Genomic DNA, 17,257 nt, shown 5'->3' on the forward strand with positions numbered 1-17,257 from the left:
CGAGGGAGGCCGGTGCACTACTGAAAGTCTCGCTCAGCGCCCGGTCAGGCGCCTGGCGTTTTCCAGGTGGCCGCTGAGCCGCTCCTGGATGCGCACGGTGGCCTCGTCGAGGGCCTTGCGCGTGCGCCGCCCGCTGCCGTCGCCCGCCTCGAAGGGGTCGCCGAAGACGACGTCGACCCGGCTCCTGAGCGGGGGCAGCCCCTTTATCAACCGCCCGGACCGCTCCGTGCTTCCCAGGACGGCGACCGGGACGATCGGCGCCCCGCTGCGCACGGCGAAGTACGAGAGTCCGGCCCGCAGCGACGCGAAGTCGCCCTCGCCCCGCGTGCCCTCGGGGAAGATCCCGAGGACGCCGCCGTCGGAGAGCACGCCGAGCGCCCGCGTGATGGCCGTGCGGTCGGCGCTGGTGCGGTCGACCTTCACCTGCCCGATCCGGTCGAGGAACGGGCCGAGCGGTCCGACGAACGCCTCCTGCTTGATCAGGAAGTGCGTCGGGCGCGGGGCGACGCCCATGACCATGGGGCCGTCGATGTTGTGGGAGTGGTTCACCGCGAGGATCACCGGGCCGGCCGCGGGGACCCGCCAGGCTCCCAGGACCCGCGGCTTCCACAGCCCGTACATGAGGCCGACGCCGATGCGCCGACCCACCTCGGCGCCTCGCTCGGAGGGCGCATCGGTCACTTGGAGGCCCGCTTCTCCTCGACCAGCGTGACGACGCACTCGATGACCTGCTGGAGCGTGAGGTCGCTGGTGTCGACCTCGACGGCGTCGTCGGCCTTGGCCAGCGGCGACGTCTTGCGGCTCGAGTCGGCCTTGTCGCGGGCGATCAGCGCCTCCTGCGTGGCCTTCACGTCGGAGCCCTTGATCTCGCCGGAGCGGCGGGCGGCGCGGGCCTCGGGCGAGGCGGTGAGGAAGATCTTCAGGTCGGCGTCGGGCAGCACCGTCGTACCGATGTCACGGCCCTCGACGACGATGCCCTTCTCGGCGCCGAGCGCGATGGTGCGCTGGAGCTCGGTGATCCGGGCGCGCACCTCGGGGACGGCGCTGACGGCGCTGACCTTGGAGGTGACCTCGGTGGTGCGGATCGGGGCGGACACGTCGGTGCCGTCCACCGTGATGGTGGGGGCGGCCGGGTCGGTGCCGGAGACGATCTCGGCCTTGCCTGCGACGGCGGCGATCGCGGACGGGTCGTCCAGGTCGATGCCGTTGTTCACCATCCACCAGGTGATCGCCCGGTACTGGGCGCCGGTGTCCAGGTAGCTGAGGCCGAGCTGGGCGGCGACGGCCTTCGAGGTGCTCGACTTGCCCGTGCCGGAGGGTCCGTCGATGGCGACGATCACTGCTGCCGTGGCGGCGGTCGCGGCGGTTTCCATAGGTGACGGACACCTTTCTCAGTGCACGGGGGCATGGGTACGGGGCGCGGAAACGCCCCGTACAAGGTTACTGGCTCCGGAAGACCCCTTCTTACGTGCCTCCAGCGGCCCCGTTACTGGCGCATCGCCCAGCCGCGCTCGCGCAGGGCGGCGGCCAGCTTGGGCGCCTGCGCGGGCTGAACCATGAGCTGGACGAAGCCGGCCTGCTGCCCGGTCGCGTGCTCGATGCGGACGTCCTCGATGTTCACGCCCGCCGCGCCCGCGTCGGCGAAGATCCGGGCCAGCTCGCCCGGCTGGTCGGAGATGAGCACGGCCACGATCTCGTACGCCGCCGGGGCCGCGCCGTGCTTGCCGGGGACGCGGGTCTGGCCCGCGTTGCCCCGCCGCAGCATCGACTCGACGCCGTCCGCTCCCTCGCGCCGCTTGGCGTCGTCGGAGGACTGGAGGGAGCGCAGCGCCTGCACCGTCTCCTCCAGGTCGCCGGCGACGGCGGAGAGCAGGTCGGCGACGGGGCCCGGGTTCGCGGACAGGATGTCGATCCACATCCGGGGGTCGGAGGCGGCGATCCGTGTCACGTCGCGGATGCCCTGCCCGCAGAGGCGTACGGCGGCCTCCTCGGCGTTCTCCAGGCGGGCCGCGACCATGCTGGAGACGAGGTGCGGCATGTGCGAGACGAGGGCGACGGCCCGGTCGTGCGCGTCGGCGTCCATGACGACGGGGACGGCGCGGCACAGGGCGACGAGTTCCAGGGCGAGGTTCAGGACCTCGGTGTCGGTCTCGCGGGTCGGGGTGAGCACCCACGGCCGTCCCTCGAAGAGGTCGGCGCTCGCGGCGAGCGGTCCGCTGCGCTCCCGGCCCGACATCGGGTGCGTGCCGATGTACGCGGTGAGGTCGAGGCCGAGCGCCTCGAGCTCGCGGCGCGGGCCGCCCTTGACGCTGGCGACGTCGATGTAGGCGCGGGCGACGCCGCGGCGCATGGCGTCGGCGAGCGAGGCGGCGACGTGCGCGGGCGGCACCGCGACGACGCAGAGGTCGACGGTGTCCTCGGGCGCCTCGTCGGTCCCTGCGCCGAGCGCGGCGGCGGTGTGCGCCTGCGCCGGGTCGTGGTCGGCGAGGTGCACGGTGACGCCGCGCGACGCGAGGGCCAGGGCGGCGGAGGTGCCGATGAGGCCGGTGCCGATGACGAGTGCGGTTCTCACTGGGCGATGTCCTTGCGGAGGGTGGCCGCGGCGCCGAGGTACACGTGCGCGACCTCGGCCTTGGTCCGCTCGGTCTCGATGTGCGCGAGTATCCGGACGACGCGGGGCAGGGCGCCCTCGATGTCGAGTTCCTGCGCGCAGATCAGGGGCACGTCGACGATGCCGAGCTTGCGGGCGGCCGCGGCCGGGAAGTCGGAGTGCAGATCGGGCGTGGCCGTGAACCAGATGGAGATCAGGTCGTCGGCGGTCAGCTCGTTCCGCTCGAGCACGGCGGTGAGCAGCTCGCTGACCTGCTCGTCCATGTGCGCGGCCTCGTCCCGCTCGAGTTGGACGGCGCCCCGGACCGCTCGTACCGCCACGTCACTGCCCCTTTTCCATGTACGTGCAATGGGATAGGAGGCCAGCGTAATCAAGGCAGGCCGCGCGGGTGCGCGGCGCCCGTCTGCCGAGACGGCCCGGACGGCCCCTGTCGCGGTCCGGCCGGAGCTGCTTGCATGGATGCGGTACCGCTGCCGCCTCGGGGGGAGGCCGGTCATGAAGCGCTCCGGCCCGCTGTACACCTTGTTCGCCGGACTGGCACTCGGCCTGTTCGTGCTCTCGCTCAACGCGACGACCGGCGAGGGCACCTCCTCGTACGGGAAGCAGCCCGCGGCGACCGCCTCGCCGCGGGCCTCGGCCTCACCGACCGCGTCGCCGTCCCCGTCGTCTTCGCCGTCGCCCTCCGCCTCGAAGAGCCGGGCGCGGGGGAAGACCAGCTACGCGGGCCGCACCGACGACGACACGTCCGCGGTGTCCATCTCCGTGCGCGGCGACAAGGCGATCGCCTACTTCTGCGACGGCCGCTCCAAGGAGTCGTGGCTGAAGGGGAAGGTCGAGGACGACGGCACGATGCGGCTGACCGGCAGGCACGGCGCGAAGCTGGACGGCCGGCTCTCCGGCGACCGGGTGCGCGGCACCGCGACCGTCGACGAGCGCCCCTACGGCTTCACGGCGAAGAAGGCCGTCAAGCCGTCCGGCCTGTACCGGGCGACCGCCGAGGTGCGCGGCGCGAAGATCGACGGCGGCTGGATCGTGCTGCCCGGCGGCCGCCAGGTGGGCATCGTGCGCCGCGACGACGAGCCGTCCGCCGCGCCCCGTATCGACCCGGAGACGGGGAGGGTCACGGTCGAGGGCGACCGTCTGACGGCCCGGCCCGTCGTTCCCTGAGGGGTTCCCATGACCGTCGACCCGAACGCCGCCACGCAGGGCTTCCCGAGCCCGGACCACCGCCGCCCCTCCGCGGCCCGCTATCTGGTGCCCGCCCTGGTGGCGGCCGCGGTGGCCGTGGCGCTCGGCGCCTACGGCAGGGTGCACGACCCGGCCGGCACCGCCTTCAACCTCGCCGGGTTCTCCAGCACCGGCGCCGTGAAGTCCTGGCTGGCGACGGCGGCCTTCGCCTTCGCGCTCGTCCAGGTCGTCTCGGCGTTCATGGTGTACGGGAGGCTGCGCGGCCCGTCGTGGGCGCCCGCGCTGCACCGCTGGTCGGGGCGGATCGCGTTCCTGCTGGCGGTGCCGGTGGCGGTGCACTGCCTCTACGCGCTGGGCTATCAGACGTACTCGACGCGGGTGCTGTGGCACTCGTTCCTGGGCTGCTTCTTCTTCGGGGCGTTCAGCGCCAAGATGCTGCTGCTGCGCGCGGAGCGGCTGCCGGGCTGGCTGCTGCCGGTGGTGGGCGGCCTCGCGTTCGCGGTCCTGACGCTGCTGTGGCTGACGTCGGCCCTGTGGTTCTTCCGGACGACGGGGGTGACGACGTGAGGGGCTCGGCTTCGCGCAGGAGCGTGCTCGTCGCGGGCACGGCGGCGCTTGCGGCGGGGTGCAGCAAGTACGGGGACGAGGGCGGCGCAGGCGGCGGGGGCGCGTCCACGAAGCCGCCTTCGTCGTCGGCGGCGGAGCCGTCCGCCTCGGGGAAGAAGCCGCCCGCCGCCAAGGAGCTGACGAAGACCTCCGACGTGCCGGTCGGCGGCGGCAGGGTCTTCCCCGCCGACAAGGTCGTCGTGACGCAGCCGTCCAAGGGCGACTTCAAGGCGTTCTCCGCGGTCTGCACGCACCAGGGCTGCACGGTGAAGGACGTGTCGGGCGGCACCATCAACTGCCCGTGCCACGGCTCGAGGTTCAGGATCGCCGACGCCTCGGTGGCGGGCGGCCCCGCTCCGCGCCCCCTCGACCCGCGCGGCATCGAGGTCACCGGAAATTCGATCACGCTGGCGTGAGGGGACGGCCTACGCTCCGGGGATGAACCCCGAGGACCTGGTGCGCGACCACACGATCTACTCCTGCGTCATGGGTTCGCGCGCGTTCGGCCTTGCCACGGACGCGAGCGACACGGACCGCCGGGGCGTCTTCCTGGCGCCGACGCCGCTGTTCTGGCGCTTCGAGAAGCCGCCGACGCACGTCGACGGGCCCGCCGAGGAACAGTTCTCCTGGGAGCTGGAGAGGTTCTGCGAGCTGGCGCTGCGCGCCAATCCGAACGTCCTGGAGTGCCTGCACTCCCCGCTCGTCGAGCACCTCACCGACACGGGCCGCGAGCTGCTCTCGCTGCGTGGCGCGTTCCTGTCCCGGCAGGCGTACGAGACGTTCACCCGGTACGCCGTGGGGCAGCGCAGGAAGCTGGAGGCCGATGTCCGGACGCACGGCGCGCCGCGCTGGAAGCACGCGATGCACCTGCTGCGCCTGCTGATCTCCTGCCGCGACCTGCTGCGTTCGGGTGAACTGGTCATCGACGTCGGTGAGCACAGGGAGCCGCTGCTCGCCGTGAAGCGGGGCGAGGTGCCGTGGGCGGAGGTGGACCGCCGGATGGCCCGGCTCGCCGCGCAGGCGGAGGAGGCCGCGGCCCGCACCCCGCTCCCTGCGGAGCCGGACCGCGCCCGCGTGGAGGACTTCCTGGTCCGTACGAGGCGGGCCTCCGCCGCGCTCAGCCCGTGACCGGGGCGTCCCACTCGGCGCCGAAGTCGAGCAGCTCGTCGCGGTGCTCGATCCGGGACACCCACTCCTTCGGCCACGCGTCGGCGCCGAGGTGGGCTCCCGCGAACGCCCCGGCGAGGGCCGCGATCGAGTCCGAGTCGCCGGACGTGCAGGCCGCGCGGCGCAGCGCGAGCACCGGGTCGTCGACGAACTGGAGGAAGCAGAGCAGGGCCGTGGCGAGCGCCTCCTCCGCGATCCAGCCGGCGCCCGTGGCGAGGCAGGGGTCGACCTCCGGGTTGGCCTCGCGCAGCGCCGCCTCCAGGCGTTCGAGGACGGCGAGGCACTCGTCCCAGCCCTGCGCGATGAACCGCTCGGGCGTCGGCTCGTCGCCGCGCTTCCACAGGTCGCCGAGCCACCGCTCGTGGTACGTCCCGCGGTTCTCGTAGGCGTACGAACGGAGCATGCCGACCAGGCCCGTCGGCTCGGCGCCCGCCGCGAGCAGCCGCACGGCGTGCGCGGTGAGGTCGGCGGCGGCGAGGCCCGTGGGGTGTCCGTGGGTGAGCCCGGCCTGCAGCTGGGCGGCGCCCGCGCGCTGCTCGTCGTCGAGTCCCGGCACGAGGCCGAGCGGCGTGACCCGCATGTTGGCGCCGCAGCCCTTGGAGTGGATCTGGCTGGCCTCCTGCCAGGGCCGGCTCTCGGTCTTGAGGAGGGCGCAGGCGCGCAGGCAGGTGTTGCCTGGTGCCCGGTTGTTGTCGGGCGACTGGTACCAGTCGACGAACTCCTCGCGCAGCGGCCGCTCGAACCGCTTCGGCCCGAGCGTCCCGCGGCTCGTGGCGGTGCGCAGCGCCCGCGCCGTGGCGAGCGCCATCTGCGTGTCGTCGGTGATGTACGCGACGGGGTGGCCCGGCAGCTCCATCTCCCGCCAGGGCCCGCACTTGGCGAGGATCGCCGGTACGTCGTTGAACTCGGTCGGGAAGCCGAGCGCGTCCCCGAGGGCGAGGCCGAGCAGCGATCCGGTGGCGGGGCTGCGGGTCATGGGCGGTTTCCTTCCGTCGGCTCGTGCGTGGGGCGCAGCAGGGGCGGGTGCAGCGAGGTGGCGCCGCCCGCCCGGTACAGCGCGGCGGGCTTGCCGCGCCCACCGGTGAGCCGGGACGCGCCGGGGATCTGCTCGACGAATCCGGGCGTCGCGAGCACCTTGCGGCGGAAGTTCGCCGGGTCGAGGTCGGTCCCCCACACGACCTCGTAGACCTGCCGCAGCTCGCCGAGGGTGAACTCGGGCGGGCAGAACGCGGTGGCGAGGCAGGTGTACTCGAGCTTGCCGCCGATCCGCTCGTGCGCGTCGGCGAGGATCCGGTCGTGGTCGAAGGCGAGCGCGCCCTGCGTCCCGTACGGCATCCAGGCGGCCCGCGCGGCGTCGCCGCCGCCGTGGGCCTGCGGGGCGTCGGGGACGAGCGCGGCGAAGGCGACGGAGACGACCCGCATCCGGGGGTCGCGCCCCGGTTCGCTGTAGGTGCGCAGCTGCTCCAGGTGCAGTCCCTGGACGTCGGTGAGCCCCGTCTCCTCGGCCAGCTCGCGGCGCGCCGCGCTCTCCGCGGCCTCGTGCGGCTCCAGGAATCCGCCGGGCAACGCCCAGCGTCCCGCGTACGGCTCGTGGCCGCGCTCGACGAGCAGGATGTGCAGCCGCCCCGAGCGGAGCGTGAACACGGCCAGGTCGACGGTGACGGCGAAGGGCTCGTAGGCGTACTTGTCGTATCCGGGCACGGACATGCGAAGACCCCCTCCCTTATTGGTCTCATCGACTTTAAAGGGAGGGGGTCGCCGCGGACAACCCTTCGGCGGTGTCGCCTGTCGGTCGACCTACAGGTCGACCTCCTTCATCAGCATGCCGACCTCGGTGTTCGACAGGCGGCGCAGCCAGCCCGACTTCTGGTCGCCCAGCGTGATCGGGCCGAAGGCGACCCGCACCAGCTTGTCGACCGGGAAGCCGGCCTCGGCCAGCATCCGCCGCACGATGTGCTTGCGGCCCTCGTGCAGGGTGACCTCGACCAGGTAGTTCTTGCCGGTCTGCTCGACGACCCGGAAGTGGTCCGCGCGCGCGTACCCGTCCTCCAGCTGGATGCCGTCCTTGAGGCGCTTGCCCAGGTCGCGCGGGATCGGGCCCACGAGGTGCGCGAGGTAGACCTTCTTCACGCCGTACTTGGGGTGCGTGAGGCGGTGGGCCAGCTCACCGTGGTTGGTGAGCAGGATGACGCCCTCGGTCTCGGTGTCGAGACGCCCGACGTGGAAGAGCCGCGTCTCGCGGTTCTGCACGTAGTCGCCCAGGCACTGCCGCCCCTCGTTGTCCTCCATCGTGGAGACGACACCGACCGGCTTGTTCAGCGAGAAGAACTGGTACGACTGCGTGGCCACGGTGAGCCCGTCGACCTTGATCTCGTCCTTCTCGGTGTCGACGCGCATGCCCTGCTCGAGGACGATCTCCCCGTTGACCTCGACGCGGGCCTCGTCGACCAGCTCCTCGCAGGCGCGCCGCGAGCCGTAGCCGGCGCGGGCGAGCACCTTCTGGAGCCGCTCGCCCTCCTGCTCGGCGCCGGGGAACGTCTTCGGCGGCCTGACGTCCTTCTTGCCCGCGTACCGCTCGCGGTTGCGCTCCTCCGCGCGGGCCTCGTACTCGCGCGAACGCGAGGGGGCCGTGCGGCCGCCGCGGCCGCCCGACTGCTGCTGGCCGCGCTTGGGGCCGCCCTTGGCGCCGCCGCGCGCGGAGGCGCCGCGGCCCGACTTGGGGCCCTCCTTCGAGGCGTTCGGGCCTACGTCGTAGAGCCGCTCCTCGGGGCGCGGCTTCTTGGGACGGCCCGCGCCCTGCTTGTCGTCCCGGTTGTTTCCGGCGCCGCGGTAGTTCCCGCGGCCGCCACTGGTCCTGCCGCGGCCGCGGCTGTTGCCACCACGGCTCCCGCCGTTGTTTCCGCTGCTGCTGCTTCGCATCAAAGTTCCGTCTGCTCGTGTACGTCCTCGGTGCCCGGCGCGTCAGGTGCGTCCGGGTCGAACGACGGGAGGCCCTCCTGCGTGTCGCCCTCGATCGCGTCCGCCTCGGGGAGGAAGGGCGCGAGTTCCGGCAGCTCGTCCAGGCCGCGCAGGCCCATCCGCTCCAGGAAGTAATTCGTCGTCCTGTACAGGATCGCACCTGTTTCGGGTTCCGCGCCCGCCTCCTCCACGAGCCCCCGCTGCAACAGGGTCCTCATGACCCCGTCACAGTTCACTCCGCGCACCACGGAGACCCGGGAACGGCTGACCGGCTGCCGGTACGCGACGACCGCGAGGGTCTCCAGAGCCGCCTGGGTGAGCCTCGCCACCTGGCCGTCGAGCACGAAGCCCTCGACGGCGGCGGCGTACTCGGGGCGGGTGTAGAACCGCCAGCCGCCCGCCACGAGCCGCAGCTCGAAACCGCGGCCCTGCGTCCGGTACTCGTCGACGAGCTCTTGCAGCGCGTCCGCGACGGCCCGCCGGGGGCGTTGCAGGATCTTGGCGAGGCGCTCCTCGGTGGCCGGCTCGTCGACCACCATCAGTACGGCCTCCAGGGCGGGCTTGAGGTCAAGCTCCGCCACCGTGCCGGCCTCGGGCTCGCTCACGTCGCAGCCTCCTTCTGCTCGGGCACCTCGGGCGCCCGGTCGAACTCGTCCGTCACCACGGGGTCGGCTTCGCCCTCGCCGCCGGTCCAGCGCACCATGAGCTCCCCCAGCGGAGTCTCCTGGTCGAGGCCGACGGCCTTCTCCCGGTACAGCTCGAGCAGCGCGAGGAACCGGGCGACAACGGTGAGCGTGTCGTCGGTGTCGGCGACCAGCTCCCGGAACGGGGCCTCGCCGACCTCCTTCAGCCGGGCCACGACGTACTGCGCCTGCTCCTGCACGCTCACCAGCGGCGCGTGGATGTGCTCGACGTACACCTGCGGCTTCGGCTTGGGCTGCATCGCCTTCACGGCGAGCTTCGCGAACCCCTCCGCGCCGATGTTGATCACGACGTCGGGCAGCAGCTCGGCGTGGTGCGGTTCGAGCCCCACGGTGCGCGGGTAGCGCCGCGCCTCGTCCTCCATGCGTCCGCTGAAGATGTCGGCGATCTGCTTGTACGCGCGGTACTGGAGCAGCCGCGCGAACAACAGGTCCCGCGCCTCGAGCAGCGCCAGATCCGCCTCGTCCTCCACCTCGGCCGCCGGCAGCAGTCGGGCGGCCTTCAGATCGAGCAACGTCGCGGCGACGACCAGGAACTCCGTCGTCTGGTCGAGGTCCCAGTCGGCCCCCATGGCCCTGATGTGGGCCATGAACTCGTCGGTGACCTTGGACAGCGCGACCTCGGTGACATCGAGCTTGTGCTTCGAGATGAGCTGCAACAGCAGATCGAACGGTCCCTCGAAGTTCTCGAGCCGAACCGTGAACTTCCCACTGTCCCCCTCCGCCACCTCGGGGCCATCCCCCTGCGGCTCCGCAGGCTCCTCCGCCTTGGGCAACATGCCGCCTTGGGCGGCAGGGTGGGCAAGGCGGCCCCCGGTACCGCCCGAAGGATCGGAGGGCTCCGGCGCCGTCTCGGCTTCCTCGCCCGGTTCGACCGCCCCCTGCGGCTCCACCGGCTCCTCCGACTTGGGCAACATGCCGCCCTGGGCGGCAGGGTGGGCAAGGCGGCCCCCGGTTCCGGCCGAAGGATCGGAGGGCTCCGGCTCCGGGGCGGAGAGCGCACCGCGGCCGAGCGCGCGCCGACGGGCGCCCGACGGCGGCGGACCAGAGGGTTCGTTCACGGACATCAACGCAGGACGCTACCCGCCCAGCGGCTAGCGCCCCCGTAGCCGGCGTACAAGAATGCTCGCGTCCCCCCGGGACTCGAGGTCGGCCAGCACCACGGCGACCGCCTCACGCACGATGCGCCCCCGGTCGACCGCGAGCCCGTGCTCCCCGCGCAGCACGAGCCGCGCGTGCTCGAGGTCCATCAGCTCCTCGGCGGACACGTACACGGTGATCTTCTCGTCGTGCCGCTCACGCCCACTGGGCCGCCGGTTGGCCGCCCGCGACGACCGCTTCCGCGCCGCCCCGCCGGACCCACGCCCACCGGAACCTTCCTGCGCCCCGCCGGAGGCCCTGCGGCCCGCCTTCTCCGCACCGTCGGCGGCCGCACCCCGGGTCCGCGACCCGGCATCCGACTCGGCGTCCGCGGCGGAGTGCTCACCGGACCCCGAGGAGGCGGGAGCCGCCTCCGCGTCACCCTCCGAGGAGGCGGCCGCCGCCTCGTCGGACTCCCCGGCGGGCCCCGGAACCCGGGCCTCACCGTTCGCCGGACGTCTCGGCGAGGACGCCTGCAGTGCCATGCCCCCGGTCGTACGGAACAGTTCGTCGGCCCCCGGCAGACTCACTCGGCGTGACACCGGGCGAGCACCTCCCTGGCAAGCTGGCGATAGGCCGCGGCACCGACCGAGTTCGAGGCGTACGTGGTGATCGGTTCACCGGCGACCGTGGTCTCCGGGAAGCGCACGGTCCGCCCGATCACCGTGTGGTACACGTTGTTGTCGAACGCCTCGACGACCCGCGCGAGCACCTCGCGGCTGTGCACGGTCCGCGAGTCGTACATCGTGGCGAGGATCCCGTCGAGCTCCAGGTCCGGGTTGAGCCGCTCCTGGACCTTCTCGATCGTCTCGGTCAGCAGCGCCACACCACGCAGCGCGAAGAACTCGCACTCCAGCGGCACGATGACCTTGTGAGCCGCCGTCAGCGCGTTCACGGTCAGCAGACCGAGCGAGGGCTGACAGTCGATCACGATGTAGTCGTAGTCGGCCATCAGCGGCTTGAGCGCCCGCTGCAGCGTGGACTCGCGCGCGACCTCACTGACCAGCTGCACCTCGGCGGCGGACAGGTCGATATTGCTGGGCAGCAGGTCCATGTTCGGAACGGCCGTCTTCAGCAGCACCTCGTCGGCGGCCATGCCCCGCTCCATGAGCAGGTTGTAGACCGTGAGGTCGAGCTCCATCGGATTGACGCCCAGGCCCACGGAGAGCGCGCCCTGCGGGTCGAAGTCGACGAGCAGGACCCGGCGGCCGTACTCGGCGAGCGCGGCACCCAGGTTGATGGTCGACGTGGTCTTGCCGACGCCGCCCTTCTGGTTGCACATCGCGATGATCTTCGCGGGCCCGTGATCGGTGAGCGGTCCTGGGATCGGGAAGTACGGCAAGGGACGTCCGGTGGGGCCGACTCGCTCGCGGCGCTGGCGGGCAGCGTCGGGTGCGAGCGTGGCCGCGTACTCGGGGTCGGGCTCGTATTCGGCGTCGGGGTCGTAGAAGTGCCCCTCGGGCAGTTCGTCGTAGTCGGCGAAGTGGCTGTGTGTGTCGCCACTTCGGTCGCCGGCCATGGCGTTCACGTGATGGCCATCCATGCTCTGGTCTGCTGTCTGCGTCGGCGTCTGCTGGGGGATGCCCTGATAACTGCTCTGCTGCTGGGCAGCGAAGGTACGCACAGCGACGGGGCCGACAGCCTGAAGCCCCGCGGGAACCTGTCCGCCTGGCTGGCCACCTCCGGGAGTAAATGTCGACTCATTCACAAGTCGTCTTACCTCCTTGGATATGACCAGGAACATTTATCGATAGGTCAGCGTGGCACCATGCCGACGGTTGGCGACTCTATGGCGTGTCACCGCTCCGCAGCAACACAATCCGCCGGACCCGGCACGATGTGTCGGTAACGAAACACCCTCATGTCAAGGGCGTACGACGGCTCTTCGGTGCATTTCGTCGCTGCGCGAATCGGTTAAAGGGTTACGTACAAGGCGAGTTGACCATGTCCGTACCCATGCACTTACGGCCGGACCCCTGACAAGGTCCGGCCGTAGGCGTGAGATTGACGACTTCGGTTGACGTCAGCCGAGCAGGCTCTCCAGCTCGACGTGCTCGAGACCGTGGGCCTCGGCGACCTCCTTGTAAACGACCTTGCCGTCATGGGTGTTGAGACCCAGGGCGAGCGCCGGGTCGCGGCGCAGGGCCTCGGCCCAGCCGCGGTTCGCCAGCTCGACGATGTACGGCATCGTCGCGTTGGTCAGTGCGTACGTGGAGGTGTTGGGGACCGCGCCGGGCATGTTGGCGACGCAGTAGAAGACCGAGTTGTGCACCTTGAAGGTCGGCTCGGCGTGCGTGGTCGGGTGCGAGTCCTCGAAGCAGCCGCCCTGGTCGATCGCGATGTCGACAAGGACACTTCCGGGCTTCATGCGGGACACGAGCTCGTTGGTGACCAGCTTCGGGGCCTTGGCGCCCGGGATGAGCACGGCGCCGATGACGAGGTCGGCCTCGAGGCAGGCCTTCTCGAGCTCGAAGGCGTTGGAGACGACCGTCTGGATCTTCGTACCGAAGATCTTGTCGGCCTCCTTGAGCTTGTTGATGTCCTTGTCGAGCAGGGTCACGTGGAAGCCCATGCCGATGGCGATCGTCGCGGCGTTCCAGCCGGAGACGCCACCGCCGATGACGACGGCCTTGCCGGCGTGCACGCCCGGGACGCCGCCCGGGAGGACTCCGCGGCCGCCGTTGGCGGCGAGCAGGTGGTAGGCGCCGACCTGCGGGGCGAGGCGGCCCGCGACCTCGGACATCGGGGCGAGCAGCGGCAGCTGCCGGTTCGCGGTCTCGACCGTCTCGTACGCGATGGCGGTCGTGCCGGACTCCAGGAGCGCGTCCGTGCACTCCTTGGAGGCGGCGAGGTGCAGGTAGGTGAAGAGCGTCTGGTCCTTGCGGAGGCGGTGGTACTCCTCCGCGATCGGCTCCTTCACCTTGAGCAGGAGGTCGGCCGTGGCCCAGACCTCGTCGGCGGTGGGCAGGATCTGCGCGCCGGCCGAGACGTACTCGCCGTCCGTGATCGAGGAGCCCACACCGGCGTTCTGCTCGACGAAGACCTGGTGGCCGTGGCGTACCAGCTCGTGGACGCCGGCGGGGGTGATGGCCACCCGGAACTCGTTGTTCTTGACCTCGCGGGGGATGCCGACCTTCATCGTCGATCACGGTCCTTGGCTCAGGGATTAAACGGGCAATGCACTACAGACCGGCACAACATTGGACGTGCCGGGAGATGCCACGGATGACCGCGGCAGAGCCAGTCTAATGAAGGTTATTGAGCTGTCTAGCCTTTCGATGCATCAATCTTCAGCGGATGCGCTACGGATTTCGCAGGTGTTAGCGGCCTGTTCCGAAGGTTTTGCCTCCGCCCCCTCCGGAGCCGCCAGCTCCTCTCCCAGCATGCGCTCGGCCGCACCGCGGTGCAGCTTGGCGGCGGCGGGGTCGCCGAGCCGGTCGAGGGTGTCGGCGAGGCGCAGCTGCAGCGCGGCCTGCAGCCGTACGTCCCCGGCCCTGCGCGCCCATTCGACCGCTTCCTGGCAGGTGTGCAGCGACTCCTCGGGCCGGCCCGCGTACTCGAGCACCCGTGCGAGTTCACTCAACGCGCGGGCCTGCGCGGGCACATCGCCCTCCTTGCGGTACCCGGCGAGCGCCGAGCGCAGGGAGCGCAGCGCCTCGCCGTAGCGGCCCGCGTACGTGTGGACTCCCGCGATACGTCCGTGCAGGCGCGCGGCGTCGGACCGCTCGCCGCGCGTGAGCCGCTGGGCGAGGGCGCGGCCGTACCAGTCGGCGGCCCGCTGCCAGTCCCCCAGCTCCTGGTAGGCGCCGCCTACGGATTCCATCGCGCGGCCCGTCGCGTACGGGTCGCGGGCGGCGCGTCCGGCGTCGAGCGCGGCCCGGTAGCGGGTGAGGGCCTCGTGGGTGCGGCCGGTCCTGGCGTCGAGGTCGGCGAGGTTCAGCAGGGCGGCGGCCCGCTCCCTCGGCAGGTCGCGGCGCTCGGCGACGTCGAGGACCAGGCGGTGGAGCCCGTACAGGTCGGGGGCGGCGTCCTCGGTCCCTCGGTGCGCCACGATCGCCCGGACCAGCGCGGCGATGAAGCGGCGCGCGAGGGTGTCGAGCTCCCCGTCGGCGACCGCGAGCCGGGCCGACGCGAGCAGCGCGGGCCTGCGCACGCGCAGCCAGGCGGCCGCCGCCTCCCGGTCGGCGAACCGCAGGGCGCTCGGCAGCCCGGCGAGCTTCTTGCGCGCCGGGGAGTCGTACGGTTCCGTGACCGCGCGGCACGAGGTGAGCAGCCGCACGGTCCGCTCCAGCATCCGGGCGCGGGCCAGCTGCACCTCGCCCGGCCGGTCGACCGTCTCGGTCAGGCCGCGCAGGAACGGGGCGAGGCAGCCGGGCACCTCGTACTGGGGCAGATCGGAGTCCACGCCGCGGACCAGGCCGAGCGTGACGAAGGCGTCGAGGGTGCTGTGGGCCGCGGCGACGGAGCAGCCGGCGAGGGCGGACGCGGTGTGCGGGTCGACGTGGCCCTCGGGGGCGAGGCAGAGATAGCGCAGTATCCGGGCGGCGGGGCCCGGCAGCGCCTCGTACGCGAACCGGAACACGCGGGCGAGGGCCGTTCCGTCGGGCTCCAGGGCGTGCAGCTGCTTCGCCAGGTCGGCGACGGACTCCTTGGGGCGGGCGGCGAGCCAGCCGCCGGCGATCTCCAGGGCGGCGGGTTCGGCACCGCACAGCTCCACCAGGGACTCCGCCGAGCGCGGGTCGCAGGTGACGCGGACCGAGCCGGTGTGCCGGGTGAGGAATTCGAGCGCGGCCTTGGTGTCGAGGCCGCCGAGCGTGCAGGGCCGCACGTCCGGGATGCCGGTCAGCGGGCCCTCCGACACGGCCACGGCGAGGCAGTCCGGGGTGTCGGGAAGGAGCGGGTCGACCTGTTCGGCGCTGCCCGCGTCGTCGAGCAGCAGCACCACGCGGCGCACCGCGAGGCCCTCGCGCAGCCGCTCGGAGAGGTCGTCGGCGTTCTCGCCCGGTGGGGCGGGGAGTTCGAGGGCGTCCAGGAGGTCGCGCAGGACGCGTTCGGTGGGGATCGGGGTGCCGTCGGGTGCGGTGAGGCGGGTGCGCAGGGTGCCGTCGGGGTACTGGTCGGCGACCGTGCGCAGCAGTTCCTCGGCCAGGGCGGTGCGCCCCGTGCCAGGGCGTCCCGCGATCAGGAGCACCCGGGCACGTGGCGCCTTCCGCCCGGAGAGCGTGTCGAGTCCGGCCCGCTCGATGTCGGACCGGAGCTGCGACAACTCCCTCTTGCGCCCCAGGAACTGACGCTCGGCCACCTCAGGTCCCCGACGGGTGCGACGCCTCTTGCGGGACCGTCCGGGGGCCGATTCGGCCTCCGTCACGTCGTCCGACTCGACCGCCTGATCCGTCACGGGCCACGCTCCGTCTCACCCATCCCCTCCGGGGGTCGGCAGGGGGCGTTTCCGAGCCTAGTTGAGGGTGCGTCGTCGTCCCTGGCGGGCGGCACGCCCAAGTCCCCTGATCGGCTCACCCGATGATCCGACTCCCGCCTCGCCCGATCCACCTACCCGGCCGTACGCCCCGGGGCTCCGCCCTGCCACCGAATTCGCCCACCCACGCCCGCCGCCATAGGCCTCCGCCCCGGCCCCCGCACCTCAAGCGCCGGCGGGATGGTCCTTGCAACACGCTCGCCACGCCCTGGGGTGCTCCGCCCCTCCGCTTACTTCGCCACTCGCGCCCGACGCCCCGGGGCTCCGCCCCGAACCCCGCTGCTCAAGCGCCGCAGGGGCTCAATTTACCTACCGGCACCGCCCCTTGAGGCCGCTGCCGCCACCCAAGATCCCACCCCCCGCCCCCTCCGGGGGCGTCGGCACCCCGAGGTGCCGCGACGGCTGCGGGCAGCCGCACGCGCGCCCTGGGCGGCAGGGTGGGCAAGGCGGCCCCCGGTGCCGCGCAACGGGCACGATGGACCCACCCCGCCATCGGTTACGCCCCGGAGCTCGGATCACCCGCCCTCTCCGTCCCACCGGGCCCGCGCGACGCGGGGCCCGTTGCCCCAGCCGAATTCCCACCCACCCGCCCCCCTCCAGGGACGTAGGCCCCACGGGGTTCCACAAGGCAATCGGCAGCCGCCGCAGGCTCCGCGGGAACGACTGCCCACCCGTTGCGGCCGACCGCGCCCCGCCTCCGGCAAGCAGCCACCGGAACGTCCGACCACGTTGCGGTCAGCCGCACCCGCGTCGAGGAAACGACCGCAGGGGCGGCTGCCCACCCGTTGCGGCTGACCGCACCCCACCTCCGGCAAGCGACCGCAGGAACGGCTTCCCATCCGCCGCGTTTCGGCCGCACCCGACTTGGGCGATCTGCCTCCCCCAAGACTCCGTCCGGGGGACCCCCAGGGCGGCAGAGTGGGCAAGGCGCCCCGGTGCAGGCCGCACCGGCGGTAGGCGCCAACCCCGACGCCGGCCACCAGGCCCGGTGCAGCACACCGAAGCGGACAGGCCGCGAGCCCTCGAGTTCGGCCACCCACGGGGCCCAAGCCCCCCCGGAGGGGGCGGGAGGGCGAGAGACAAGCGAGCAACGGGGGCTTGGCCGGCCCGCGGCGCCGCAGCCGCGCCACGGCGGACACCTGCCCCGGCGCAGCCCCGGGAAGCACGGCGCCGCGCAATCAGGAAGAGCGGTCGTACACGGCTATCGGTGCCAGGTCACGTCGGGGGCGGCCCCGGCCCGCGCCACGGAAACGACGAGCACCGCACCGGCACAGACCCCACGCCCACGGGGGCCCAGCCCCCGGAGGGGGCGGGAGGGTGGGAGACAAGCGAGCAACGGGGAAAGCCCGACCGAGGCGCCGGACACGCGCCACGGCAAACAACCGCATCGGCGCAGCCAGGAAGCACGAT

General features: G+C 72.4%; 17 protein-coding genes. 4 read left to right on the top strand and 13 right to left on the bottom strand.

Features of this window, described 5'->3' with window-relative positions:
• Positions 1-33: 33 nt before the first annotated feature.
• The 4 genes from ACTWJ8_RS10700 to aroH form a co-directional block, all read right to left on the bottom strand.
• The gene (locus tag ACTWJ8_RS10700) at positions 34-681 is read right to left on the bottom strand and encodes a lysophospholipid acyltransferase family protein (RefSeq protein ID WP_356387876.1); all 648 of its coding nucleotides are present in this window, start codon (positions 679-681) and stop codon (positions 34-36) included.
• The gene (cmk, locus tag ACTWJ8_RS10705; protein WP_356387879.1) at positions 678-1,373 is read right to left on the bottom strand and encodes a (d)CMP kinase; all 696 of its coding nucleotides are present in this window, start codon (positions 1,371-1,373) and stop codon (positions 678-680) included. The genes ACTWJ8_RS10700 and cmk overlap by 4 nt, the downstream gene beginning before the upstream one ends.
• A gap of 113 nt (positions 1,374-1,486) precedes the next feature.
• Positions 1,487-2,572 (bottom strand): prephenate dehydrogenase, encoded by a 1,086-nt coding sequence (locus ACTWJ8_RS10710; protein WP_356387881.1) that lies wholly within the window; start codon positions 2,570-2,572, stop codon positions 1,487-1,489.
• Positions 2,569-2,931, bottom strand: coding sequence for a chorismate mutase (gene aroH / locus ACTWJ8_RS10715; protein ID WP_356387883.1), 363 nt, complete (start codon positions 2,929-2,931; stop codon positions 2,569-2,571). Before aroH ends, ACTWJ8_RS10710 begins: the two co-directional genes overlap by 4 nt.
• A 175-nt stretch (positions 2,932-3,106) precedes the next feature.
• On the opposite strand from aroH, the gene ACTWJ8_RS10720 reads away from it, so the two are divergent.
• The 4 genes from ACTWJ8_RS10720 to ACTWJ8_RS10735 are packed head-to-tail and all read left to right on the top strand — an operon-like array spanning position 3,107 to position 5,533.
• Complete coding sequence (locus tag ACTWJ8_RS10720; RefSeq protein ID WP_443263684.1) at positions 3,107-3,778, top strand: hypothetical protein; 672 nt, start codon at positions 3,107-3,109, stop codon at positions 3,776-3,778.
• 9 nt (positions 3,779-3,787) lie between these two features.
• Complete coding sequence (locus ACTWJ8_RS10725; RefSeq protein WP_443263685.1) at positions 3,788-4,366, top strand: DUF6529 family protein; 579 nt, start codon at positions 3,788-3,790, stop codon at positions 4,364-4,366.
• A complete protein-coding gene (locus ACTWJ8_RS10730) occupies positions 4,363-4,821 on the top strand; it encodes a Rieske (2Fe-2S) protein (protein ID WP_443263686.1) in 459 nt (152 codons plus the stop codon). Before ACTWJ8_RS10725 ends, ACTWJ8_RS10730 begins: the two co-directional genes overlap by 4 nt.
• Before the next feature lie 22 nt (positions 4,822-4,843).
• Complete coding sequence (locus ACTWJ8_RS10735) at positions 4,844-5,533, top strand: nucleotidyltransferase domain-containing protein (protein WP_443263687.1); 690 nt, start codon at positions 4,844-4,846, stop codon at positions 5,531-5,533.
• On the opposite strand, the gene ACTWJ8_RS10740 is transcribed toward ACTWJ8_RS10735, so the two are convergent.
• From ACTWJ8_RS10740 to ACTWJ8_RS10780, 9 genes are all read right to left on the bottom strand, one after another.
• Positions 5,523-6,548 carry an ADP-ribosylglycohydrolase family protein gene (locus tag ACTWJ8_RS10740; protein WP_443263688.1) on the bottom strand — a complete coding sequence of 342 codons (1,026 nt, stop codon included), beginning with the start codon at positions 6,546-6,548 and terminating at the stop codon, positions 5,523-5,525. The two genes, ACTWJ8_RS10735 and ACTWJ8_RS10740, sit on opposite strands and share 11 nt — an antisense overlap.
• Positions 6,545-7,279, bottom strand: a complete 735-nt coding sequence (locus tag ACTWJ8_RS10745; protein ID WP_356387900.1) for an NUDIX hydrolase — start codon at positions 7,277-7,279, stop codon at positions 6,545-6,547. Before ACTWJ8_RS10745 ends, ACTWJ8_RS10740 begins: the two co-directional genes overlap by 4 nt.
• A 90-nt stretch (positions 7,280-7,369) precedes the next feature.
• A complete protein-coding gene (locus tag ACTWJ8_RS10750; RefSeq protein ID WP_443263689.1) occupies positions 7,370-8,491 on the bottom strand; it encodes a pseudouridine synthase in 1,122 nt (373 codons plus the stop codon).
• Positions 8,491-9,135: an SMC-Scp complex subunit ScpB gene (gene scpB / locus ACTWJ8_RS10755; RefSeq protein WP_443263690.1), complete on the bottom strand. Its 645-nt coding sequence runs from the start codon at positions 9,133-9,135 to the stop codon at positions 8,491-8,493. The genes ACTWJ8_RS10750 and scpB overlap by 1 nt, the downstream gene beginning before the upstream one ends.
• Positions 9,132-10,298, bottom strand: a complete 1,167-nt coding sequence (locus ACTWJ8_RS10760; RefSeq protein ID WP_443263691.1) for a segregation/condensation protein A — start codon at positions 10,296-10,298, stop codon at positions 9,132-9,134. Before ACTWJ8_RS10760 ends, scpB begins: the two co-directional genes overlap by 4 nt.
• Positions 10,299-10,325: 27 nt before the next feature.
• Complete coding sequence (locus tag ACTWJ8_RS10765; RefSeq protein WP_443263692.1) at positions 10,326-10,913, bottom strand: hypothetical protein; 588 nt, start codon at positions 10,911-10,913, stop codon at positions 10,326-10,328.
• A complete protein-coding gene (locus tag ACTWJ8_RS10770) occupies positions 10,898-12,079 on the bottom strand; it encodes a ParA family protein (protein WP_356387915.1) in 1,182 nt (393 codons plus the stop codon). The genes ACTWJ8_RS10765 and ACTWJ8_RS10770 overlap by 16 nt, the downstream gene beginning before the upstream one ends.
• Positions 12,080-12,394: 315 nt before the next feature.
• Positions 12,395-13,510, bottom strand: coding sequence for an alanine dehydrogenase (ald, locus tag ACTWJ8_RS10775; protein WP_443263693.1), 1,116 nt, complete (start codon positions 13,508-13,510; stop codon positions 12,395-12,397).
• Positions 13,511-13,654: 144 nt separating this feature from the next.
• Positions 13,655-15,673 (bottom strand): tetratricopeptide repeat protein, encoded by a 2,019-nt coding sequence (locus ACTWJ8_RS10780; protein WP_443263695.1) that lies wholly within the window; start codon positions 15,671-15,673, stop codon positions 13,655-13,657.
• Positions 15,674-17,257: the final 1,584 nt, after the last annotated feature.

The organism is Streptomyces sp. SDT5-1 (assembly GCF_052245995.1).
Classification (GTDB): Bacteria; Actinomycetota; Actinomycetes; order Streptomycetales; family Streptomycetaceae; genus Streptomyces.

Bases quoted from the DNA above. Each gene is read 5' to 3' on its own strand.
- cmk (WP_356387879.1), bottom strand. From the start codon at position 1,373: ATGGAAACCGCCGCGACCGCCGCCACGGCAGCAGTGATCGTCGCCATC.
- ACTWJ8_RS10720 (WP_443263684.1), top strand. From the start codon at position 3,107: ATGAAGCGCTCCGGCCCGCTGTACACCTTGTTCGCCGGACTGGCACTC.
- ACTWJ8_RS10725 (WP_443263685.1), top strand. From the start codon at position 3,788: ATGACCGTCGACCCGAACGCCGCCACGCAGGGCTTCCCGAGCCCGGAC.
- ACTWJ8_RS10735 (WP_443263687.1), top strand. From the start codon at position 4,844: ATGAACCCCGAGGACCTGGTGCGCGACCACACGATCTACTCCTGCGTC.
- ACTWJ8_RS10740 (WP_443263688.1), bottom strand. From the start codon at position 6,548: ATGACCCGCAGCCCCGCCACCGGATCGCTGCTCGGCCTCGCCCTCGGG.
- ACTWJ8_RS10745 (WP_356387900.1), bottom strand. From the start codon at position 7,279: ATGTCCGTGCCCGGATACGACAAGTACGCCTACGAGCCCTTCGCCGTC.
- ACTWJ8_RS10750 (WP_443263689.1), bottom strand. From the start codon at position 8,491: ATGCGAAGCAGCAGCAGCGGAAACAACGGCGGGAGCCGTGGTGGCAAC.
- ACTWJ8_RS10760 (WP_443263691.1), bottom strand. From the start codon at position 10,298: ATGTCCGTGAACGAACCCTCTGGTCCGCCGCCGTCGGGCGCCCGTCGG.
- ald (WP_443263693.1), bottom strand. From the start codon at position 13,510: ATGAAGGTCGGCATCCCCCGCGAGGTCAAGAACAACGAGTTCCGGGTG.